This is a genomic window from Pseudomonas sp. FGI182 (assembly GCF_000511325.1).
Taxonomy (GTDB): Bacteria; Pseudomonadota; Gammaproteobacteria; order Pseudomonadales; family Pseudomonadaceae; genus Aquipseudomonas; species Aquipseudomonas putida_Z.
The window spans coordinates 5,085,935-5,107,419 of the sequence record NZ_CP007012.1 but is presented as its reverse complement, the minus strand read 5'-3'; the positions used below and the strand labels follow the sequence as shown (position 1 = coordinate 5,107,419).

At 64.6% G+C, this 21,485-nt stretch carries 19 protein-coding genes; 6 read left to right on the top strand and 13 right to left on the bottom strand.

Going from position 1 to position 21,485, the window contains the following annotated elements; all coding sequences use genetic code 11:
- Positions 1–20: 20 nt before the first annotated feature.
- From pgi to dksA, 10 genes are all read right to left on the bottom strand, one after another.
- Positions 21–1,685, bottom strand: coding sequence for a glucose-6-phosphate isomerase (gene pgi, locus C163_RS22475; RefSeq protein WP_025340692.1), 1,665 nt, complete (start codon positions 1,683–1,685; stop codon positions 21–23).
- A 228-nt stretch (positions 1,686–1,913) separates the two neighbouring features.
- Entirely contained in the window at positions 1,914–2,777 is an 864-nt protein-coding gene (gene panC, locus C163_RS22470) for a pantoate--beta-alanine ligase (RefSeq protein WP_025340691.1), read from the bottom strand.
- Entirely contained in the window at positions 2,774–3,574 is an 801-nt protein-coding gene (panB, locus tag C163_RS22465) for a 3-methyl-2-oxobutanoate hydroxymethyltransferase (protein WP_025340690.1), read from the bottom strand. Before panB ends, panC begins: the two co-directional genes overlap by 4 nt.
- A 262-nt stretch (positions 3,575–3,836) precedes the next feature.
- Positions 3,837–4,316, bottom strand: coding sequence for a 2-amino-4-hydroxy-6-hydroxymethyldihydropteridine diphosphokinase (gene folK, locus C163_RS22460; RefSeq protein ID WP_025340689.1), 480 nt, complete (start codon positions 4,314–4,316; stop codon positions 3,837–3,839).
- On the bottom strand, positions 4,313–5,701 hold the full coding sequence (locus C163_RS22455; protein ID WP_015271847.1) for a polynucleotide adenylyltransferase PcnB: 1,389 nt from the start codon (positions 5,699–5,701) through the stop codon (positions 4,313–4,315). Before C163_RS22455 ends, folK begins: the two co-directional genes overlap by 4 nt.
- A gap of 1,003 nt (positions 5,702–6,704) precedes the next feature.
- The gene (locus tag C163_RS22450; RefSeq protein WP_025340688.1) at positions 6,705–8,147 is read right to left on the bottom strand and encodes a sigma-54 dependent transcriptional regulator; all 1,443 of its coding nucleotides are present in this window, start codon (positions 8,145–8,147) and stop codon (positions 6,705–6,707) included.
- A gap of 4 nt (positions 8,148–8,151) precedes the next feature.
- Positions 8,152–11,127, bottom strand: a complete 2,976-nt coding sequence (locus C163_RS22445) for a sensor histidine kinase (RefSeq protein ID WP_025340687.1) — start codon at positions 11,125–11,127, stop codon at positions 8,152–8,154.
- A complete protein-coding gene (locus C163_RS27260) occupies positions 11,111–11,287 on the bottom strand; it encodes a hypothetical protein (RefSeq protein ID WP_003250005.1) in 177 nt (58 codons plus the stop codon). The genes C163_RS22445 and C163_RS27260 overlap by 17 nt, the downstream gene beginning before the upstream one ends.
- Before the next feature lie 244 nt (positions 11,288–11,531).
- Complete coding sequence (gene gluQRS, locus C163_RS22435) at positions 11,532–12,419, bottom strand: tRNA glutamyl-Q(34) synthetase GluQRS (RefSeq protein WP_025340686.1); 888 nt, start codon at positions 12,417–12,419, stop codon at positions 11,532–11,534.
- Positions 12,420–12,483: 64 nt separating this feature from the next.
- Positions 12,484–12,927, bottom strand: a complete 444-nt coding sequence (gene dksA, locus C163_RS22430) for an RNA polymerase-binding protein DksA (RefSeq protein ID WP_025340685.1) — start codon at positions 12,925–12,927, stop codon at positions 12,484–12,486.
- A 210-nt stretch (positions 12,928–13,137) separates the two neighbouring features.
- On the opposite strand from dksA, the gene C163_RS22425 reads away from it, so the two are divergent.
- Positions 13,138–14,310, top strand: coding sequence for a pyridoxal phosphate-dependent aminotransferase (locus tag C163_RS22425; protein ID WP_025340684.1), 1,173 nt, complete (start codon positions 13,138–13,140; stop codon positions 14,308–14,310).
- Entirely contained in the window at positions 14,310–15,023 is a 714-nt protein-coding gene (gene sfsA / locus C163_RS22420; RefSeq protein ID WP_025340683.1) for a DNA/RNA nuclease SfsA, read from the top strand. Before C163_RS22425 ends, sfsA begins: the two co-directional genes overlap by 1 nt.
- Here the strand turns inward: sfsA and C163_RS22415 are convergent.
- Positions 15,013–15,330: a Rieske (2Fe-2S) protein gene (locus C163_RS22415; RefSeq protein ID WP_025340682.1), complete on the bottom strand. Its 318-nt coding sequence runs from the start codon at positions 15,328–15,330 to the stop codon at positions 15,013–15,015. The genes sfsA and C163_RS22415 overlap by 11 nt on opposite strands.
- Before the next feature lie 148 nt (positions 15,331–15,478).
- Here C163_RS22415 and C163_RS22410 point away from each other — a divergent pair, with 148 nt between their 5' ends.
- From C163_RS22410 to C163_RS22395, 4 genes are all read left to right on the top strand, one after another.
- Positions 15,479–16,363 carry a hemin ABC transporter substrate-binding protein gene (locus C163_RS22410; RefSeq protein WP_025340681.1) on the top strand — a complete coding sequence of 295 codons (885 nt, stop codon included), beginning with the start codon at positions 15,479–15,481 and terminating at the stop codon, positions 16,361–16,363.
- On the top strand, positions 16,360–17,397 hold the full coding sequence (locus C163_RS22405) for an iron ABC transporter permease (RefSeq protein ID WP_025340680.1): 1,038 nt from the start codon (positions 16,360–16,362) through the stop codon (positions 17,395–17,397). Before C163_RS22410 ends, C163_RS22405 begins: the two co-directional genes overlap by 4 nt.
- Positions 17,397–18,164, top strand: a complete 768-nt coding sequence (locus tag C163_RS22400) for a heme ABC transporter ATP-binding protein (protein ID WP_025340679.1) — start codon at positions 17,397–17,399, stop codon at positions 18,162–18,164. The genes C163_RS22405 and C163_RS22400 overlap by 1 nt, the downstream gene beginning before the upstream one ends.
- 167 nt (positions 18,165–18,331) lie before the next feature.
- Positions 18,332–19,213, top strand: coding sequence for a ChaN family lipoprotein (locus C163_RS22395; protein ID WP_025340678.1), 882 nt, complete (start codon positions 18,332–18,334; stop codon positions 19,211–19,213).
- A gap of 179 nt (positions 19,214–19,392) precedes the next feature.
- Here the strand turns inward: C163_RS22395 and C163_RS22390 are convergent, their stop codons facing one another.
- Positions 19,393–19,671, bottom strand: coding sequence for a TfoX/Sxy family protein (locus C163_RS22390; RefSeq protein WP_013974260.1), 279 nt, complete (start codon positions 19,669–19,671; stop codon positions 19,393–19,395).
- 238 nt (positions 19,672–19,909) lie between these two features.
- Positions 19,910–21,472 carry a bifunctional aminoglycoside phosphotransferase/ATP-binding protein gene (locus tag C163_RS22385; RefSeq protein WP_025340677.1) on the bottom strand — a complete coding sequence of 521 codons (1,563 nt, stop codon included), beginning with the start codon at positions 21,470–21,472 and terminating at the stop codon, positions 19,910–19,912.
- Positions 21,473–21,485 lie beyond the last annotated feature (13 nt).

Here is a 21,485-nt window from a genome sequence, read left to right as displayed (position 1 = left end):
ACCGTGTGACGGCTTTGGGATCAACCGCGGTGACGGCCGCGGAAGTAGTTGATCAGGCCTTGGGTAGAGCCATCTTCGGCGCTGTCTTCCAGGCTGCCGACCAGGCGTTGGTAAACGCCCTTGCCCAGCTCCTTGCCCAGCTCCACGCCCCACTGGTCGAAGGCGTTGATGCCCCAGATCACGCTCTGTACGAAGACCTTGTGCTCGTACATCGCCACCAGCGCGCCCAGGCGGCGTGGGCTGATGCGCTCCACCACCAGGGTATTGCTCGGGCGGTTGCCCGGGATCACCTTGTGCGGGGCCAGCTTTTCGATGTCCGCTTCGTTCAGGCCTTTGCCACGCAGCTCGGCTTCGGCTTCTTCGCGGGTCTTGCCCAGCATCAGCGCCTGACTCTGCGACAGGCAGTTGGCGTACAGCCACTGGTGATGGTCGGCCACCGGGTTGAAGCTCACCACCGGCACGATGAAGTCGGCCGGAATCAGCTGGGTGCCCTGGTGCAGCAACTGGTGGTAGGCATGCTGGCCGTTGCAGCCGACGCCGCCCCAGATCACCGGGCCGGTGTCGGTTTTCACCGGGGTGCCGTCCTGCAGCACGCTCTTGCCGTTGGACTCCATGTCCAGCTGCTGCAGGTGCTTGGTGATGTTGCGCAGGTAGTGGTCGTACGGCAGGATCGCGTGGCTCTGGGCGCCCCAGAAGTTGCCGTACCACACGCCCAGCAGGGCCAGCAGTACCGGCATGTTCTTTTCGAACGGCGCGGTCTGGAAGTGCTGGTCCATGGTGTAGGCACCGGACAGCAGTTCTTTGAAGTTGGCGGTACCGATGGCCAGGGCGATCGGCAGGCCGATGGCCGACCACAGCGAGTAGCGCCCGCCCACCCAGTCCCACATCGGGAAGATGTTTTCTTCGCGGATGCCGAAGGCCACGGCGGCGGCCTTGTTGCTGGAAACGGCGATGAAGTGGCGGTACAGCTCGGCTTCCGAGCCGCCCTGGGCCAGATACCAGGTACGCGCGGCCATGGCGTTCTTCAAGGTCTCGAGGGTGTTGAACGACTTCGACGAGACGATGAACAGGGTGGTTTCGGCGCGCAGGTTGGCAGACAGCTCGTGGAACTCACTGCCGTCGATGTTCGCCAGGTAGTGGCAGCGCACGCCGCGCTGGGCGTAGGGCAGCAGCGCCTCGGAGACCAGTTCGGGGCCGAGGAACGAGCCACCGATGCCGATGTTGACCACGTCGGTGATCGGTTTTTCGCTGTAGCCGCGCCACAGGCCGTCGTGGATGCGGCCGACCAGTTCGGTGATCTGGTTGAGCACCTTGTGCACTTCCGGCATGACGTTCACGCCGTTGACGCTGAGCTTGTCGCCCACCGGCCGGCGCAGGGCGGTGTGCAGCACCGGGCGGCCTTCGGAGGCGTTGATGATTTCGCCACTGAACATCGACTTGATGGCGTCCTGCAGGCCCACTTCGTTGGCCAGGTTCACCAGCAGGTCGCGGCTTTGTTCGGTGATCAGGTTTTTCGAGTAGTCGAGGAACAGGCCGCAGGAGCTCAGGGAGAACTGGTCGAAGCGCTTGGCATCGGCGGCGAAGGCTTCGCGCATGCTGAAACCTTGCATGGCGTCGCGGTGTTGCTGGAGCGCCTGCCAGGCGGGCAGGGCCGTGACATCGTGGGGTGTACGGTAATACGCCATTGCGCGGGGTTCCCTTGGTGCGTGGTGAGACCTTGGACACGGCACTCATTGCCGGGTTCAGGCTGGCACCATTATAGGCAAAGGCCACTTGCAGGGAATGGGTATGGCGGGGGAATTTGGGGGGCGCTTTGCGCTCCTTCGCAGCACAAGGCTGCTCCTACAAAGGAAGGCGATCTTCTGTAGGAGCAGCCTTGTGCTGCGAATGGGCTGCAAGGCAGCCCCAGGCCGTTACGCGGTCTTCTCTTCCAGATGCAGGTACAGGTTGTCGATCAACCGTGTGTTACCCAGGTAAGCCGCCGCGATTACCACCAGGTCTCGATCATCGATCACTGCCGGGCGCAGGCTCACGGCATGACGCACTTCCAGGTAATCCGGCCGGAAACCAGCGGCGGTCAACTGCGCCTGGCCTTCGGCAACCAGCGCGGCAAAGTCCCGTTGGCCACGGCCGATGCCAGCAGCGATGTGCTGCAGCGTGCGGTACAACGCTGGCGCCGCAGCACGCTGCTCAGGCGTGAGGTAACCGTTGCGCGACGACAGCGCCAGGCCGTCCTCGGCCCGCACGGTGGGCTCGCCGATGATCTGGATCGGCATGTTCAGGTCGCGCACCATGGCACGGATCACCGCCAGCTGCTGGAAGTCCTTTTCACCGAACACGGCAAGGTCGGGCTGGACCATGTTGAACAGCTTGCTGACCACGGTGGCCACGCCTTCGAAATGCCCGGGCCGGCTGGCGCCGCACAGGCCTTCGGAAAGGTGGGGCACGCTGACGCGGGTTTGCACGCTCATGCCGTCGGGGTACATCTCTTCGACGCTGGGCGCGAACAGCAGATTGCAGCCAGCCTGGAGCAGGCGCTCCTGGTCGGCGGCCAGGGTGCGCGGGTACTTGTCGAGGTCTTCGTTGGCGCCGAACTGCAGCGGGTTGACGAAGATGCTGGCGACCACGAAATCGGCGCGCTGCGCAGCCTTGGTCACCAGGGCGGCATGGCCGCTGTGCAGGTTGCCCATGGTCGGCACGAAGCCGATGCGCTTGCCTTCACCGCGGGCGCGGGCGACTGCGGCGCGCAGTTCGCGGACGGTCTTGACTGTATTCATGCACTGAACCCGTGTTCGCTGCCTGGGAAGCTGACTTGCTTGACCGCCTCGACGTAAGCGACGAGGGCGCTGTGGATATCCGGCTGGCCTTGCATGAAGTTCTTCACGAACTTCGGTACCCGGCCGCTCAGCGACAGCCCGAGCATGTCGTGCAGGACCAGTACCTGGCCATCGGTGCCGCTGCCGGCGCCAATGCCGATCACCGGGATGGATACGGCACTGGTGATTTCCGCCGCCAGTTCGCTGGGCACGCATTCGAGCAGCAGCATGGCTGCACCGGCCTGTTCCAGGGCGATGGCGTCGGCGCGCATCTGCCGGGCCTGGGCTTCCTGGCGGCCCTGCACCTTGTAGCCGCCCAGCACGTTGACAGTCTGCGGGGTCAGGCCCATGTGCGCGCACACCGGCACGCCACGCTCGGCCAGCAGGCGGATGGTCTCGGCCAGCCAGGCAGCGCCTTCGATCTTGATCATGTGGGCGCCGGCCTGCATCAGCGTGGCGCTGTTGGCGAAGGCCTGCTCCGGGGTGGCGTGCGCCATGAACGGCAGGTCGGCGAGGATCAGCGCGCCGTCGTTGCCACGTTTGACGCTGGCGGTATGGTAGGCCATGTCCGCGGTGGTCACCGGCAGTGTGCTGTCGTGGCCTTGCAGGACCATGCCCAGCGAGTCGCCCACCAGCAACACTTCGACACCGGCCTGGCTGGCGGCCTTGGCGAAGGTCGCGTCGTAGCAGGTCAGCATGGTGATTTTTTCACCCTTGGCCTTGAGGCCATTGAGGGTGGTCAGGGTTACTTCAGGCATGTAGGAAATTCCTCGTTCAGGCGCTGTAAGAAACGACTGCATTCAACGCGTGTAGTCATCTTCCGGAGCGGCACATCATCGCGCGTGATGTTCGGGCACAGGTCCGTCCGGGCCTAAATACGGGTATGCGGCACTTTGGTGCCACACGGGACGCCTATAGTCGTGAGCGAGGTTGGGGAAGTCAATCACCCTGTTACCGCATTGTTACGATCAGGGTGTTACTGGCGTTACCGCGCCAGTGTGCAAGGCTGGAACGCCCGGTTTACAGGCGTTCCAGGCCGACGAACGGGCAGTCGTCGAGCAGTTGCGCGAGGGCGCGGCCGTCGGCCAGGCGGAAATCGCCCGGTACCAGTTCCGCCAGCGGGTACAGCACGAAAGGGCGGGCATGCATGTGGTAATGCGGCACTTTCAGGCGCGGCTCATCGAGCACCTGGTCGCCGAACAGCAGGATGTCCAGGTCCAGTGTGCGCGGGCCCCAGCGTTCCTTGCGCACGCGGCCCTGATCGTTCTCGATGGCCTGCAGTGCATCGAGCAGGGCCAGCGGTGGCAGGGCAGTGTCCAGGGCGGCGACGGCGTTGGTATAGCGCGGCTGGCCGGGCAGCAGCGAATCGCTGGTGTACAGGGCCGAGGCCGCCACCAGGCGCGTGGCTTCGACCTGGTCGAGGGCCTGCAAGGCGCTGCGCAGCTGCTCGGCAGGTGCGTTCAGGTTGCTGCCCAGGCCGATATAGGCGCGGGTACTCACTCGAACGCCTCGTCGCCACTGCGCTTGCGCTTGCCACCGCTACGCTTGCGTTTGCGCGGGCCGGCGCCGGTGCCTTCGTCACGGCTGCCCAGCTCTCGGATCATCTCGCGGCGCTCGCTGTCGTTGGCATCCTGGTAGTCGGTCCACCACTGGCCGAGGTCGTCGGTTTCTTCGCCGGCGCTTTCGCGCAGCAGCAGGAAGTCGTAGCCGGCGCGGAAGCGCGGGTTGTCCAGCAGCATGTCGGCGCGCTTGCCGCTGCGGCGTGGCAGGCGCTCCTGCATGTCCCAGATCTCGCGGATCGGCAGGGTGAAGCGCTTGGGGATGGCGATGCGTGCGCATTGCTCGGCGATCAGGTCGTGGGCCGCACCGTTCATGGCCGGGATCGGCGGCACGCCCTGGTTCTGCAGATGCAGCACGCGGGCCGGCAGGGCTGGCCACAGCAGCGCGGCGAAGAGGAAGGCCGGGGTTACCGGTTTGCCTTGCTTCACGCGCAGGTCGGTGTTGTTCAATGCCTGGCTGATCAGCGTGTGGGTGTAGGTCGGGCGCTCGTCCAGGGCATGCGAACTGGCCGGGAACAGCGGCTCGAACAACTGCAGGTCGACCAGCATTTCGAAGACGATGGCGCCCTGGCCGGAGAGGAACAGCTTGAGGCTCTCTTCGAACAGGCGCGCTGGCGGAATCTCGCGCAGCAGTGGGGCCAGCTCGCGGATCGGCTGGACCGTGTGCTTTTCGATGCCGAAGTCGAGCTTGGCGGCGAAACGCACCGCGCGCAGCATGCGCACCGGGTCTTCCTGGTAGCGGTGGGTAGGGTCACCGATCAGGCGCAGCAGGCGGTTGCGAATATCGTGCACGCCGTTGGCGTAATCGAGGATGCGCTCGCTGACCGGGTCGTAGTACAGGGCGTTGATGGTGAAGTCGCGACGTTGCGCGTCCTCTTCCAGGGTGCCGTACACGTTGTCACGCAGGATGCGGCCACTGGCATTGTGCGACGAACGGTGGCTGTCGCCCTGGTCGTCTTCCGAGTGGTGGGCACGGAAGGTGGCGACTTCGATGATCTCACGGCCGAAATGCACGTGGACCAGCTTGAAGCGGCGGCCAATGATGCGCGCGTTGCGGAACTCGGCACGGACCTGTTCGGGGGTGGCACTGGTGGCGACGTCGAAGTCTTTCGGCGTGATACCCAGCATCAGGTCGCGGACACAGCCACCGACCAGGTAAGCCTGGTAACCGGCGCTCTGCAGGCGTTCCACGATGTTCACCGCATGGCGGCTGAACTGGTGGCGTTGCAGCGAGTGCTGGCTCTTGTTGATCACCTCAGGCGTGGTGCGCCTGTGGTGCGGGCCCGGTACGGGCGGGCGGAACGACTGGAACAGCTTCTTCAGCATGGGATGCACTGTTTGAAGGAATGTTCGGCCAAGAATAGGAGAATGGCCGCATGATGGGCGGGGATTCTAGCATTTACTCAAGGAATGGTGTAGGCGGGTAGCAGGATGCCTGCCGGAAGGGTAGAAACGACAAGGGGAGCCTAAGCTCCCCAAGAAGTCGTTGCGTGCTCTTATTGTTTTTTTGCTGGGCTTCTTGTTTTTGTTGAGTGCCCTGTCCACAAATCTCGAAGCTTGTGGACGACCCCCAATCCAGGGGTTAAGAGCAAACGGATTGCTTTGGTCGCTGATGTCACGTTGATCTGTCGATCCAACCAGTTCAGGCGCTGCTTTTTAGTGCAGTTTTTATTGTTCTCTGCCTGGTTGTGGGGCAAGCCCCAAACACGCATCCTCTCCAAAAGAATCAGTTAGCTGCGCCTCCGCCGTCTTGTTTTTATTGTGCGTGAGCCGTTTCGTCTTGTTCTTATTCTGAGTTGCAGTGCTTGTTATTGTTCTTGTACCAGACATATAGCAGGTGCCGTGCCAACTTTTGCAAACCCAGTAAAATCAAGGGCTTGGAGGTGGCGAGCAGTTTTTCAGCGGTCGAAAATGTCGAAATTTCGTTACCGTACGCCTCGGGAACTGTTACGGCGGAAAGCTTGGGTAACAGATTTTTGCGGGGGCTGAGGTGTTACCTGGGTGTTCGCCGTGACACGTTCAGCGCCTGTGAGATCGAGCGCCGCCCGCGCGGCGCTTCGCGGCACAAGGCCGCTCCCACATCTGTTTCGGGCCAGTCTCTCCTGTGAGGTCTCCTCTGCCCGCCTTGTCTGTTCCATTCGATATCAAGGGGGGCGCGACAGCTCTTCATCAACTTCAGCCATGCACCAAGGCTGCAACCCATCTGGCACAGGAATGATTGGCCCGAAACAGATGTGGGAGCGGCCTTGTGCCGCGAAGCGCCGCGCGGGCGGCGCTCGATCTCACAGGCGCCACATAGGCTGCGGCGTACGGTGGCGGGCAGGTTGAGTTACTCGCTGGTAGCGTTGCTCTTGCGCCGCGGGATACCCAGGCGCTGGCGGCGTTCCCACAGGCACTTGCGGCTGACCCCGAGCTTGCGGGCCAGTTCGGTCTCGGTCATGTGGTCCTGGTGCTCGAGCACGAAGTGCTGGAAGTAGTCTTCCAGCGACAGGTCCTCGGTCGGCTCATGGCTGGCGTTCGCCGAACTGGCCACGACCAGGGCGTTGTCGAGGATTTCGTCCTCCTCCAGGTCACCCAGCTCGATGTCGATGCCCAGCAGGTCGGCGGAAATTTCTGCGCTCTCGCTGAGGATCACCGCACGCTCAACGGCGTTTTCCAGCTCTCGCACGTTACCCGGCCAGCTGTAGTGACGAATGGCCTGCTCGGCTTCGGCCGAGAAGTGCAGGTCGTCGCGGCCGATGCGCGCGCTCTGGCGGGCGAGGAAGGCGCTGGCGATTTCGTTGACGTCGCTGCCGCGCTCGCGCAGGGCAGGCAGTTTCAGGGCGATCACGTGCAGGCGGTAATACAGGTCTTCACGGAACTGGCCGGCCTTGGCCAGGTTCTTCAGGTCGCGGTGGGTCGCGGCGATCAGGCGTACATCGACCTTTTGTGACTGTACCGAACCCACCCGGCGAATCTCGCCTTCCTGCAGCACGCGCAGCAGGCGGGCCTGGGCTTCCAGCGGCAGTTCGCCGATTTCGTCGAGGAACAGGGTACCGCCATCGGCAGCTTCCACCAGGCCGGCGCGCCCGGCGCTGGCGCCGGTGAACGCGCCTTTTTCGTGGCCGAACAGCTCGGACTCGATCAGTGTCTCGGGGATGGCTGCGCAGTTCACCGAAATCATTGGTGCCTTGGCCCGACGCGACAGGTTGTGCAGGGCGCGTGCGACCAGCTCTTTACCGGTGCCCGACTCGCCCTGGATCAGCACGTTGGAATCGGTGGGCGCGACCTTGCGGATCTTGCTGTACATGTCCTGCATCGGCGGGCACGAGCCGATGATGCCGATTTCGCCATTGGCGGCTGCCGTGCTGCCTTTGTCGGCCGGGGCGGCCTTGCCATTGGTGGCGCGTGGCTCGGCCGCCGGTGCGGCAGCCGGGGCGTTCTGCCGGTCGCGCAGGATACGCGCCACCGCTTGCAGCATCTCGTCGTGGTCGAAGGGCTTGGCGATGTAGTCCACCGCGCCCATTTTCATCGAGTCTACCGCCGAGCGCAGGCTGGCGTAGCTGGTCATGATCAGCACCGGAGTGCCCTGGCCGAGCTTGATCAGTTCGGTGCCGGGCGCGCCTGGCAGGCGCAGGTCGCTGACGATCAGGTCGAAGGTGGCAATGCTGAAGCGTTCCTGGGCTTCCTGCACCGAGCCGGCTTCGCTGACCTGGTACTGGTTCCGTTCGAGCAGGCGACGCAAGGCCGAGCGGATGATGGTTTCGTCTTCGACGATCAGAATGTGCGGCATTGATTCAATTCTCTCGACGGTCTCGAATTTCAGGGGACGTCGCTACGACATGCCGGGGCAGGGTCACGCGGATCCGGGTGCCACGTTGCCGTTCGATATCGGCCGGGCTGTCGATGGTGATTTGCCCATAATGCTCTTCCACGATGGAATAGACCAGAGCGAGCCCCAGTCCGGTTCCTTCGCCCGGGTCCTTGGTGGTGAAGAAGGGTTCGAACAGGCGGTCCATGATGTTCTTCGGGATCCCGCTGCCCTCATCCTCGACGATCAGGTCGACGGTGTGCTCGCTGACTTCGCTGCGCACGCGCACGGCGCTGCCGGGCGGCGAGGCGTCCCGGGCGTTGGAGAGCAGGTTGATCAGCACCTGGGCCAGGCGCTGCGGGTCCCCTTCGGCCCAGTGCTCCGGGTCGCAGAGGTTGAAGAACTGTACTTCGAAATTGCGCCGGTTCAACGCCAGCAGACCGATGGCGTCCTGTGCCACTTCAGCCAGGCATACCGGCTCTTCGCTGTTCTGGTGGCTGCCGCCGGCATGGGCGAAGCTCATCAGCGACTGGACGATGCGCGATACCCGTTTGGTCTGTTCGAGAATCTGGCTGGACAGCTCGATGATTTCGCCATCGCCCTCACGCTCCTCGCGCAGATTCTGCGCCAGGCAGGCGATGCCGGTGATCGGGTTGCCGATCTCGTGTGCCACGCCGGCAGCCAGGCGGCCGATGCTGGCCAGGCGTTCGGAGTGCACCAGCTTGTCTTCCAGCGCCTGGGTTTCGGTAAGGTCCTCTACCAGCAGCACCAGGCCGCTGTTGCCCGGGGCCAGCGGCTCGTCGATGGCCGCCTTGTGCAGGTTCAGCCAGCGCGGCTGGCCGTCCAGCGCCAGGCGCTGCTTGTGCAGGTGCTCGTCGGGCACGTTGATGAAGCCTTGCAGCAGGCCGCGCCAGGGTTCGCTGATGGTGACCAGGCGCGAGCCGACCACGTGCTTGGCAGCGATGCCGGTGAGCTCTTCCATGGCCTTGTTCCACATCAGGATTTCCTGGTCCTTGGCCAGCGAGCAGACGCCCATGGGCAGTTCCTGCAGGGTCTGGCGGTGGTAGCGGCGCAGGGCGTCGAGCTCGGCGGCCAGGCCGGTCAGGCGCGAGTGGTAGTCTTCCAGGCGGCTTTCGATGAAGTGGATGTCCTCGGTCACGTAGTTCTCGTTACCGGACTTGTACGGCAGGAAGGTCTCGACCATGTCCTGGGCTACGCTCGGCCCCATCAGGCCGGACAGGTTGGCCTCGATGCGGTCGCGCAGGCGGCGCAAGGCATAGGGGCGGCGCTCGTCGAATGGCAGGTAGAGGTCGCGCAGGGCCTGCTCCACCTCCTTTTGTGCGGCCTTGGCGCCCAGCGGCTTGGCCAGTTGGGTGGCGAACTCCTGTGGCGAGGCGGCGTGCAGCTCGCGGCGTTGCGGGCGGCGCACGTTGTCCACCGCGCAGGCTTCGGCGGCGCTGACTTCTTCGTTGCTGGCGTTGGTGAACAGCGAGATCAGGGTGAACAACAGCACGTTGGCCGCCAGCGAGGCGATGGCCGCCATGTGCCAGCTGGTGTCGTCCAGCACGTAGATCATGTCCAGCAGCGGGATGTAGAAGCCCTGCAGGTTGCCCAGCAGGGGCAGCAGCATGGTCACCATCCACACCAGGGTGCCGGCCAGCAGGCCGGCGATGAAGCCACGGCGGTTGGCAGTCGGCCAGTACAGTACCGACAGCACGCCCGGCAGGAACTGCAACGTGGCCACGAAGGCGACGATGCCCAGGTTGGCCAGGCTCTGATGGTTGTTCTGGGTCAGGTAGAACATGAACCCGGCGGTGATGATGGCGACGATCAGCGCGCGGCGGGTCCACTTCAGCCAGCGGTAGATGTTGCCTTCGGCCGGCGGCTGGTACAGCGGCAGCACCAGGTGGTTGAGGGCCATGCCCGACAGCGCCAGGGTGGTGACGATGATCAACCCGCTGGCGGCCGACAAGCCGCCGACGTAGGCCAGCAGCGCCAGTGCCTGGTTGTTGGCGGCAAGCCCCAGGCCCAGGGTGAAGTACTCGGGGTTGGTGGTGGCGCCCAGGCGCAGGCCGGCCCACAGCACCAGCGGCACGGCCAGGCTCATCAGCAGCAGGAACAGCGGCAGGCCCCAGCTGGCGCTGACCAGCGAGCGCGGGTTGAGGTTTTCGGTGAAGGCCATGTGGTACATGTGCGGCATGACGATGGCCGAGGCGAAGAACACCAGCAGCAGGGTGCGCCATGGGCCTTCCTGCAGTGGCGTATGCAGAGCCGCCAGGGCGGTCTGGTTCTGCAGCAGCCACACTTCCAGTTCGTGCGGGCCGCCGAACACGCCATACAGGGCGTACAGGCCGATACCGCCCAGGGCCAGCAGCTTGATCACCGACTCGAAGGCGATGGCGAACACCAGCCCTTCGTGCTTTTCGCGTGTGGCGATGTGCCGCGAGCCGAAGAAGATGGTGAACAGGATGATCAGCGCACAGAAGGCGAAGGCTACCCGTGCCTTGACCGGTTCACCGGTGAGGATGCTGATCGAGTCGGCCACCGCCTGGATCTGCAGGGCCAGCAAGGGCAGCACCCCGATCAGCATGATGATGGTGGTCAGCGCCCCGGCCCAGGTGCTGCGGAAACGGAACGCCAGCAGGTCGGCCAGCGAGGACAGCTGGTAGGTACGGGTGATCTTGAGGATCGGGTAGAGCAGCACCGGCGCCAGCAGGAACGCGCCGGACACCCCCAGGTAACAGGCAAGGAAGCCGTAGCCGTACTGGTAGGCCAGGCCCACCGAGCCATAGAAGGCCCAGGCACTGGCGTATACGCCCAGCGACAGGGTGTAGGTCAGCGGGTGGCGAATGATCGAGCGCGGGATCAACCCCCGCTCGCTGATCCAGGCCACGCCGAACAGCACCATGAGGTACGCGGCGCTGATCAGGATCATCTGGGTCAGGCTAAAGCTCATCGGCATCTCGTTGGCTCTGCAGGATGAAGGTGACGACGATCAGGATCAGCCAGAGCAGGTAAGGGCGATACCAGGCTCCGGTCGGTTCGATCCACCAGTCCATGATGGCCGGGGAGAACAGGTAGATCCCCACGACCAGAAGCAGGACCAAACGATAGATGTACATGCTGGCCTCGATGGTTGGGCGCTGCGGGCTTGGACTTATTATTGGCGCAAATGGCTGGGCGGATGCTAGCGGGAATCCATGGTGTTCGCCAAGAGGTTGAATTTATTGGTCTTTTGTTTTTGGGGGTGGGTTGCCTGTGCCGGCCTCTTCGCGGGCGCGCCCGCTCCCACAGGTAAACCACAAATCTTGAAGGTGGTGTAGTTCCTGTGGGAGCGGGCGTGCCCGCGAAGAGGCCGGTAATGCCTCAGCGCAAATCAGCCTCAGGCACCGTGGTCCGCTGCGCAATCGCCTCGGGCCGCCACTGCTTGCGAGCTACCGCCAATACCTCCGCCGGCGTTGCCAGCAACAACTCGGGGTCTGCTTCCTGCCCTAGCGCCCGCAGCGCCCGCAGCAACAGCGGTGTCGCCTGGTCCGCCTGCAGCGGCGGCGAGCGGTACGACTTGCCCAGCTTGTGCCCGTCCGGCTGCACGATCAGCGGAATATGCAGGTAACGCGGCTGCGAAAAGCCCAGCAACTCTTGCAGGTACAGCTGGCGCGGGGTGTTGTCGAGCAGGTCGGCGCCACGCACGATGTCGGTAACACCTTGCCAGGCATCGTCCAGTACCACCGCCAGCTGGTAGGCATACAGGCCGTCGCGGCGCTGGATGACGAAATCGCCCACTTCACGCCCCAGGTGCTGCTGGAACTCGCCCTGCACGCGGTCGGTAAAGCGGTAGATCAGCTCTGGCACGCGCAGGCGGATCGCCGCGCCTTCCCGAGCATGCCCGGCATTGCGGCAAAGGCCCGGGTAAACGCCGTTGTAACCCTCAAGCTGCTTGCGCGAGCAGGTGCAGGCGTAGGCCAGGCCCATGTTGAACAGGCGGTCGACCACCGCGGCATAGGCATCGTGCCGCTGGCTCTGGAACACCACTTCGCCGTCCCACTCCAGGCCGTAGCGCTCCAGGGTCTGCAGGATCGCATCGCGAGCACCGGGCATTTCCCGAGGCGGGTCGGTGTCTTCCATGCGCAGCAGCCAGCGGCCGTTCACGGCGCGGGCATCGAGCCAGGACGCGAGGGCTGCGACCAGCGAGCCGAAGTGCAGGAAGCCGCTGGGGGTGGGGGCGAAACGCCCGATATAGCTTGATTCGGTCATGGTCAGGCTGGGCATATAAATGAAACGGGGCGCATGATGCGCCCCGTTCAGGTGGAAAGAAAGATCAGCCTTTGCCGACCGTCTTTTCCTTTTTCTCGGCGATTTCCTTGCAGTCGAAGCACAGGTCGGCGGTAGGGCGGGCCTCCAGGCGACGCAGGCCGATCTCGATGCCGCACGATTCGCACCAGCCGTACTCGTCGGCCTTGATCTTGTCGAGGGTCTTGTCGATTTTCTTGATCAGCTTGCGCTCGCGATCGCGGTTGCGCAGCTCCAGGGCGAATTCTTCTTCCTGGCTGGCACGGTCGGCCGGGTCGGGGAAGTTGGCTGCCTCGTCCTTCATGTGGTCCACAGTGCGGTCGACACTGTTCATCAGCTCTTGCTTCCAGGCGCCGAGAAGCTTGGTGAAGTGCTTTTTCATGGGCTCGCCCATGTACTCTTCACCCTTGGTTTCTACGTAGGGCTCGACACCGTACATGGTCTGGGCTTTTTGCTTTTCTACGGTGGACATGAATAGACCGCCTCTCACTCATCTGATCCAATGCGCAGGCTGCTCCATCTCCGGCACCCGCCGGCCCTGCGACTGCGAGCCGCCGAACTTACCAGATAGATCGGGGGTGCGCTACCCCGCCCGATCCTGGTAATTGACAGCGGCGCAAGCCGCACGTTCGGTGGCGTGCAGAGGTAGAATCTCCAGTTTAGACCCAATTGAGAGAAGGTCATGGCCCACCCCTACAGTGCGCGCAGCCGCGCCATCGAACCCTTCCACGTCATGGCGCTGCTGGCCCGGGCCAACGAGCTGCAGGCGGCCGGGCACGACGTGATCCACCTGGAAATCGGCGAGCCGGACTTCACAACGGCCGCGCCCATCGTTGCCGCCGGCCAGGCAGCATTGGCTGCCGGGCACACCCGCTACACCGCCGCACGCGGCCTGCCGGCACTGCGCGAAGCCATTGCCGGGTTCTATGGCCAGCGTTACGGCCTGAGTGTCGACCCTGAACGCATCCTCATCACCCCGGGTGGCTCCGGTGCGCTGCTGCTGGCCAGCAGCTTGCTGGTAGACCCAGGCAAGCACTGGCTGCTGGCCGACCCAGGCTACCCGTGCAACCGCCACTTCCTGCGCCTGGTCGAGGGCGGGGCGCAGCTGGTGCCGGTGGGCCCGGACGTGCATTACCAGCTGACTGCCGACCTTGTCGACCGCTACTGGGACAAGGACACGGTCGGAGCCCTGGTCGCCTCGCCGGCCAACCCGACCGGCACCGTGCTGGGGCGTGACGAGCTGGCCGGCCTGTCCCGCGCCACCCGCGAACGGCATGGCCACCTGGTGGTGGACGAGATCTACCACGGGCTGACCTATGGCATGGACGCACCCAGCGTGCTGGAAGTGGACGACTCGGCATTCGTCCTGAATAGTTTTTCCAAGTATTTCGGCATGACCGGTTGGCGCCTCGGCTGGCTGGTGGCGCCTCCTGGCGCGGTGGCCGACCTGGAGAAGCTGGCACAAAACCTGTACATCAGTGCGCCCAGCATGGCCCAGCATGCCGCGCTGGCGTGTTTCCAGCCCGAGACCCTGGCCATTTTCGAGGAGCGCCGGGCCGAGTTCGCCCGCCGCCGCGACTACCTGTTGCCTGCCCTGCGCGAACTGGGCTTCCGCATTGCCGTCGAGCCGCAGGGGGCGTTCTACCTGTATGCCGACATCAGTGCCTTTGGCGGTGACGCGTTCGCCTTCTGCCGGCACTTCCTGGAGACCGAGCACCTGGCCTTCACCCCGGGCCTGGACTTCGGCCGTCACCTGGCCGGCCACCATGTGCGCTTTGCCTACACCCAAAGCCTGCCGCGCCTGGAAGAGGCGGTACAACGGATCGCCCGCGGTCTGCGGAGCTGGCAAGGCTGATGCAATTCCATCCCCCACTCGAACAGGGACGCCTGCTGCGCCGCTACAAACGCTTTCTGGCGGATATCGAACTGCCCGGCGGCGAACAGCTGACCATCCACTGCCCCAACACCGGCTCCATGCTCAACTGCATGCGTGAAGGCGGGCAGGTGTGGTTCAGCCGCTCCAACGACCCCAAGCGGAAGCTCCCGGGCACCTGGGAAATCAGCGAAACCCCGCAGGGGCGGCTGGCCTGTGTGAATACCGGGCGGGCCAATACGCTGGTCGAAGAGGCCCTGCGTGCCGGTATCATCGCCGAACTGGCCGGCTTCAGTGCTCTAAGGCGTGAAGTGGCCTACGGCGAGGAAGGCAGCCGCATCGACTTTCGTCTGGAATTCGACGGTGCCCCGGCCTATGTCGAGGTCAAGAGCGTGACCCTGGGCTACCCAGACAGCACGGTCGCGGCCTTCCCTGATGCGGTGACCCAGCGCGGTGCCAAACACCTGCGCGAGCTGGCGAAGCTGGCCAGGCAGGGCGTGCGGGCGGTGCAGTTGTATTGCGTGAACTTGACCGGTATCGACGCGGTGCGCCCGGCCGAGGAAATCGATGCGGCCTATGCCCAGGCCCTGCGCGCGGCGGTGGCGGACGGGGTGGAGGTGCTGGCCTACGGCACGCGCCTGGACGCCGAAGGCATCGTCATCGACCGCCGCCTGCCGGTGCTGCTTACCCCTTGAACCAGATGCCCTGGCTGTCCTCGTGGCAGCCTAGGGCCTGCAGTTGCTCGCCCTCGCACGGCCCGGCCACGCATTCGCCGCTTTCGATCAGGAACAGCGCGCCATGATGGGCGCAGTGAATCAGGCTGGCGCTGTCATCGAGAAACGCATCTTCCGCCCAGTTCAGCGGGATGCTGCGGTGCGGGCAACGATTGCGGTAGAGGTACACCTGGCCCTGGCGGCGTACGCCGAACAGTTCGATGCCGTCTACGCTGAAGGCGCGGCTTTGGCCTTCGGCCAGGCCGTGGGAGGTACAAAGGAAGTGCATGGCAAGGATGACTCGTGAAACAAGTGGTAGCTTGACGCGTCAATGCGAATAATTATCAAATTGCCCGCATTCGCTGCGCCCGGCTGCTTATGGTGCGCAGTTCCGTCGCCCGCCACAAGGCGCGCGGCCCGCCTGCAGAAGGAACCCGATGATGCGCCGTCCCGTCGCCTTGCTCGCCCTGTGCGCGAGCCTTGTGCTCTCCACCCAGGCCCCGGCGGCCGAGCTGCCGCAGCGTTGGGTCAGCGCAGGTGGTGCACTAAGCGAATGGATCAGCGCGCTGGGTGGTGAAGCGCGGTTGGTGGGTGTGGACACCACCAGCCAGCATCCGCCATCGCTGAAGTCACTGCCTAGTGTCGGCTACCAGCGGCAGCTGTCTGCGGAAGGCATTCTCAGCCTGCGCCCGGATGTGCTGGTGGGCACCGACGAAATGGGGCCGCCACCGGTACTGGCGCAAATCCGCAAGGCTGGCGTGCGGGTCGAACTGTTCTCCAGCAAGGCCGAACTGGCGGCGGTGGATGAAAACCTCAAGCACCTGGGGCAGTTGCTGGGCGCAGAACAGCAGGCCGCGGTCCTGGCATCGGGCTACCACCAGCAGCTCGATGCCTTGCAGGCCAAGGTCAGGCAGGCCCGGGCGGAGCAGAAGGCACCAGGGGTGTTACTGCTGGTCGGGCATGCCGGGGCCAAGCCGCTGATCGCCGGGCAGGGTACTGCCGGTGACTGGCTGCTGAGCCAGGCAGGTGGGCGCAACCTGGCAGAACATCAGGGCTACAAGAATTTCTCCAGCGAAGCACTGGCGGCGCTGGACCCGGATGTGATCGTGTTTTCCGACCGGGCGCTGGCCGATGAGCGGGCCTTGCAGGCGTTGCTGAAAGAAAACCCCGCGCTGGCGGCCTCGCGCGCCGTGCGCGAGAAACGCCTGGTATCGCTTGACCCGACGCTGTTGGTCGGTGGGCTCGGGCCACGCCTGCCGGCAACACTGCAGTTGCTTGCGGCCACCTTCTATCCGGCTGCCAAGGCCGGCCTCGCCCAATGAAACAGCGGGTCCAGCCACGCACGCTGTTCGTTTGCCTGAGCCTGTTGTGCCTATTGGCGGTGTGGTTGTCATTGGCCCTGGGGCCGGTCAGCCTGCCGCTGTTCGATACCCTGCGTGCCGGCCTGCGCCTGCTGGGGCTGCCCATTGCCGCCGACGGCCTGCAGCAGGCCGAGATGATCCTCGGCCAGATCCGCCTGCCGCGCACCTTGCTGGGGTTGGCGGTGGGCGCGGTGCTGGCGCTGTCCGGTGTGGCGATGCAGGGGCTGTTCCGTAACCCACTGGCCGACCCTGGGCTGGTAGGGGTTGCCGCCGGGGCGGCGGTGGGCGCGGCGGTGGCCATCGTTGGCGGCAGTTGGCTGGGCGGCATGCCGGATGTGCTTGCCCCTTACTTGTTGTCGCTGTGTGCTTTCATCGGTGGGCTGGGCGTGACTGCGCTGGTCTATCGTCTGGGGCGGCGCGACGGCCAGACCAACGTCGCCACGATGCTGCTGGCTGGTGTGGCCATGACCGCGTTGGGCGGTGCTGCCGTGGGGCTGTTCTCCTACCTGGCCGACGACGCCACGCTGCGCACGCTGACGTTCTGGAACCTGGGCAGCCTCAATGGTGCCAGTTACCAGCGGCTGTGGCCGTTGCTGCTGGTGGCTGCTGGCGTGGCAGTGTGGCTGCCACGCCGGGCCAAGGCGTTGAATGCCATGCTGCTGGGTGAGTCGGAGGCGCGCCACCTGGGCATCGATGTGGAGCGGCTCAAGCGCGAGCTGGTGTTCTGCACGGCGCTGGGCGTGGGTGCGGCGGTGGCGGCTGCCGGGTTGATCGGTTTCATCGGCCTGGTGGTACCGCACCTGGTGCGCTTGCTGGCCGGGCCTGATCACCGTGTGGTGCTGCCAGCTTCCTTGTTGGCGGGCGGTGTGCTGATGCTGTTCGCCGATTTGGCGGCGCGGCTGCTGCTGGCGCCTGCCGAGCTGCCGATCGGCATCGTCACGGCCTTTATCGGTGCACCGTTTTTCCTGTTCTTGCTGATACGAGGGCGCAGCTGATGTTGCAAGCCGAGGGCCTGTACTTGCGGCGGGGCAGCAACCAAGTGCTGCATGACATTCATTTGCAGCTGAGCCCGGGGCAGGTGGTGGGCGTGCTCGGCCCCAACGGTGCCGGCAAGAGCAGCCTGCTGGGTGTACTGTGTGGTGAACTGATGCCTGATCGCGGATGGGTGACGCTACAGGGCAGGCCGCTGGCCAACTGGGCCGGGCAGGAGCGGGCCAGGCGCCTGGCGGTGTTGCCGCAGGTGTCCAGCCTGGGGTTCTCGTTCCGGGTCGAGGAAGTGGTGGGCATGGGGCGCATGCCCCATGGCACCGGGCAGCGGCGCGATGCGGAAATCGTCGAAGCGGCCTTGCGGGCGGCAGATGCCTGGCACCTGGTGGAGCGCAGTTACCTGGCGTTGTCTGGCGGCGAGCGGCAACGGGTGCACCTGGCTCGGGTGCTGGCGCAGCTATGGCCGGGCGAGGCGGGTACCACGCTGCTGCTCGACGAGCCAACCTCGATGCTCGACCCGTTGCACCAGCACACCACCTTGGAAGCCGTGCGCCGCTTTGCCGACCGTGGTGCCGCGGTGCTGGTGATCCTGCATGACCTGAACCTGGCGGCGCGCTACTGTGACCGTATCCTGCTGCTGGAGCAGGGGCGCTGCCATGCCTTTGCCGCACCCGAAGCAGTGCTGACGCCGGCGGCGTTGAAGGCGGTATACGGGATCGATGTATTGGTACAGGCGCACCCGCAGCGTGGGCATCCGCTGATCATCACTCGCTAACGCTGGCGCGATCTTTGTAGGAGCGGCCTTGTGTCGCGAAAGGGCTGCAGAGCAGCCCCGGCAATTTGTGCATCACTGCTGAAAATCTGGGGCCGCTTTGCGGCCCTTTCGCGACACAAGGCCGCTCCTACAAGGGCTCGTGCAGGCCATGAATGGAGGTACTGCCCATGCGACATCCGCTGCTGTCCGCTTTCTCGCTGTGCCTGGTGCTGGTACTGGGTGGCTGCCAGGCCAGCCTGCCACCGCTGCCCGCCTGGCAGAGCAGTGAGGGGCGCAGCCATGCGGAGCTGGGGCATATCGTCGATCTCGCCGATGGCCAGCTGATCAGCCCTGAGCAACTGGTGCAGCGCCTGTCTGCCGCCCCCCGGGTGCTGGTCGGCGAGAAACACGACAACCCCGACCATCACGCACTGCAGCTGTGGCTGCTGCGCGCCCTGCAAGGCCAACGTGTGCAGGGCAGCCTGCTGCTGGAAATGCTGCAGCCCGAGCAGCAACCGCTGCTGGACAAGCTCGCGGGGCAACCTTTGCCGGCAGACCTGCCCAATGCCCTGGCTTGGCAGGACGGCTGGGATTGGCAGCTGTACGGGCCAATCGTGACTGAGGCTTTGCAGCAGCGGGTGCCTGTGCTGGCCGCCAACCTCTCGCCCGGCGAGATGCGCCAGGCCTATCGACAGCCAGCTTCGTTACCGGGCGAACGCTCCAATGCGCCGACGGTCAAGGCCGCCTTGCTGGAGCATGTGCGTGCCGGGCATTGCGGGATGCTGCCAGAAAGCCAGTTGCCGGCGATGCTGGCCGTGCAGCAGCAGCGCGACCGGCGCATGGCCGAGCGCTTGCTGGCGGCGCCGCAGCCGGCACTGCTGCTGGCCGGGGCTTATCACGTGCGCAAGGACCTGGGTGTGCCGTTGCACCTGGCTGACCTGCAAGCGCAGGGGGAGAGCAAGGTACTGCTGTTGGCAGAGGTCGGTGAGCAGGTCGAGGCAGGCGAGGCTGATTTTGTTTGGTACACGGCAGCGATGCCGGAGCAGGACTATTGCGCGCAACTGCGGTGACAGGGCTGCAAAGAGGCAAAAAAAGACCCGGCAAATTGCCGGGTCAATAACCGTGATTAGCCTGATGAGGAGATAATCTGAGAGTCCGAACCAGGGGCTCTTAGCTTATCCAACCAGTCTCGCGACCAGTTGTGATAATCATAACGATTCTCATTTCGTCGTCAATCCCCTTCCTGAAATTATTTCTGATTTTTTTGCGCAGGGCTTTTCGCATCCAGTTGTTGGTTGAGCGCTTCTTTGCGCTCCAGCGGCAAATCGTTCCAGTGCATGTCCAGCAGGGCGCCTTCAATGGCATACAACAGCACCTTCGATGCGCGGAACCCTCGTGTCTTCACGGCCTGGTACGCACCCACCGCGCCCAGGCGGCGCAGATCCGATGCACTGTGGATGCCGGCTGCATGCAGCCACTGCGCAGAGGTCTTGCCAAGGTTCTTCAGATGCTGCAATTCATCGTTCATCGAGCCTCCTTGCGATGGCTGAACGGGGATTGGGGGATAAATCGCGAGCAGGTCAGAGAGGAGTGTAGCGGGGGATGGGAAATGCGCGGCCTTTTGCCATAGGGGGCGACGAGATGTCCCGCACTGGCCTCTTCGCGGGCTTGCCCGCTCCCACAGGTGAGGCACAGCTTCAAGGACTGTGCTGTACCTGTGGGAGCGGGCAAGCCCGCGAAGAGGCCGGCCCAGGAAATCGCTGACCTTACAGCCCAGGCAAGCGCTGGCGAATCTGCTCGATCACCTGGTCCATGCTCCCGGCACTCTGGGTATCGACGCGGGTGCTCTGCACCAGCTCTTGTGCACTCAGCGGCTCACGGCTGGCCTGCTGGGCCTTGACCACTTCCAGGGTGGCATCGGACGGGTCGGTGTTTTCTGCCCGACGCTGCTCCAGCCAGCTGGCGATGACCGCGTCCGGCGCATGGCAGTCGAGGATCAGGAATGGCACGCCGGTCTGGCTGGCGATGTCCGCCGCGGCCTGGCGCTGATCACGCTTGAGGTAGGTGGCATCCAGCACCACCGGGAAGCCGGCTCGCAGCACGGTCGCCGCCACCTCGTGCAGGCGCTGGTAGGTCGCGACACTGGCGTCCTGGTCATAGATGCCGCTACTCAGCTGGCCAGCGTCAGCCTGCTGCTGGTCGCCGAACAGGCGTTTGCGCTCCACATCCGAACGCACGCGGACCGCACCCAGGGCCTCGACCATGCGCATGGCGACGTGGCTTTTGCCCACTGCCGAAACACCGTGGGTAATGGCCAGCAGGCGCGACGGGATGGCGCTGTAGCTTTCTGCCAGGTTGGCATAGTTGCGGTAGGTGCGCAGGGTGGTGGCGCGCTGCACGCCATCGGCATCGGCTGGCATGCTGAACAGTGCAACCTTGGCCCGCACCAGCGCGCGGTAGGCTTTGTAGAAGTTGAGCAGTTCCAGGCCTTCGTAGTCGCCGGTCAGTTCCAGGTACTGGCTGATGAAGCGGCGGGCCAGGCATTTCAGGCCGCGGTCTTCCAGGTCCATGGCCAGGAAGCCGGTGTCGGCATACACGTCGGTCAGACGGAACGGTTCGTTGAACTCGATGCAGTCGAAGATCACCACCTTGCCGTCGATCAGGGTGGCGTTGCCCAGGTGGATGTCACCGTGGCATTCACGGATGAAACCATTGGCCTTGCGCTTTTCCAGCAGGCCATGCAGGCGCTCGAAGCTGCTGCGTGCCCAGGCCTGCAGGGCGTCGAGTTGCTGCAGGTCGGCCTTGTCGCTGAGGAACGGGCGAATCTGCTCGAAGTTCTGTTCCACCGGCGCCATCACGCTGTCCGGCGTGCCGAGCGGGTGCTCCACCGGAACGCGTGGGGCCTGCAGGTGGAACTCGGCGATCTGCCGGGCCATCTGGTCGATGTGCGCGGCGTTCAGTTCGCCATTGGCCTGCAGGGTGTTGAGCATCTGCCCCTGGGGGAACTGGCGCATCTTCAGCACGTACTCGATGGCTTCGCCTTCACCACCGATCTGCGGCGCGTCGACGCTACCGGTGATCGGCAACACTTCCAGGTACAGGCCGTCGGTCAGGCGCTGGTTCAGGCGCAATTCTTCGTTACAAAAATGCTGGCGCTGGTCCAGGCCGGTGAAGTCGAGGAAGCCGAAGTTCATCGGCTTCTTGATCTTGTAGGCATACTCGCCAGTGAGCAGGACCCAGGAGATATGCGTCTCGATGAGCTGGAACCCATCCACGGGGTGAGGGTACAGGGCGGGGTTCTGCAACGCAGTGATAAGGGCTTGGCTCACGGGAAATCCTTCC

Coding starts and splice junctions, on each gene's coding strand:
- panB (WP_025340690.1), bottom strand. CDS start 3,574: ATGCCTGAAGTAACCCTGACCACCCTCAATGGCCTCAAGGCCAAGGGT.
- C163_RS22395 (WP_025340678.1), top strand. CDS start 18,332: ATGCGACATCCGCTGCTGTCCGCTTTCTCGCTGTGCCTGGTGCTGGTA.
- gluQRS (WP_025340686.1), bottom strand. CDS start 12,419: ATGACCGAATCAAGCTATATCGGGCGTTTCGCCCCCACCCCCAGCGGC.
- C163_RS22425 (WP_025340684.1), top strand. CDS start 13,138: ATGGCCCACCCCTACAGTGCGCGCAGCCGCGCCATCGAACCCTTCCAC.
- C163_RS22410 (WP_025340681.1), top strand. CDS start 15,479: ATGATGCGCCGTCCCGTCGCCTTGCTCGCCCTGTGCGCGAGCCTTGTG.
- pgi (WP_025340692.1), bottom strand. CDS start 1,685: ATGGCGTATTACCGTACACCCCACGATGTCACGGCCCTGCCCGCCTGG.
- C163_RS22455 (WP_015271847.1), bottom strand. CDS start 5,701: ATGCTGAAGAAGCTGTTCCAGTCGTTCCGCCCGCCCGTACCGGGCCCG.
- C163_RS27260 (WP_003250005.1), bottom strand. CDS start 11,287: ATGTACATCTATCGTTTGGTCCTGCTTCTGGTCGTGGGGATCTACCTG.
- sfsA (WP_025340683.1), top strand. CDS start 14,310: ATGCAATTCCATCCCCCACTCGAACAGGGACGCCTGCTGCGCCGCTAC.
- C163_RS22450 (WP_025340688.1), bottom strand. CDS start 8,147: ATGCCGCACATTCTGATCGTCGAAGACGAAACCATCATCCGCTCGGCC.
- dksA (WP_025340685.1), bottom strand. CDS start 12,927: ATGTCCACCGTAGAAAAGCAAAAAGCCCAGACCATGTACGGTGTCGAG.
- C163_RS22390 (WP_013974260.1), bottom strand. CDS start 19,671: ATGAACGATGAATTGCAGCATCTGAAGAACCTTGGCAAGACCTCTGCG.
- C163_RS22445 (WP_025340687.1), bottom strand. CDS start 11,127: ATGCCGATGAGCTTTAGCCTGACCCAGATGATCCTGATCAGCGCCGCG.
- C163_RS22400 (WP_025340679.1), top strand. CDS start 17,397: ATGTTGCAAGCCGAGGGCCTGTACTTGCGGCGGGGCAGCAACCAAGTG.
- C163_RS22405 (WP_025340680.1), top strand. CDS start 16,360: ATGAAACAGCGGGTCCAGCCACGCACGCTGTTCGTTTGCCTGAGCCTG.
- C163_RS22415 (WP_025340682.1), bottom strand. CDS start 15,330: ATGCACTTCCTTTGTACCTCCCACGGCCTGGCCGAAGGCCAAAGCCGC.
- panC (WP_025340691.1), bottom strand. CDS start 2,777: ATGAATACAGTCAAGACCGTCCGCGAACTGCGCGCCGCAGTCGCCCGC.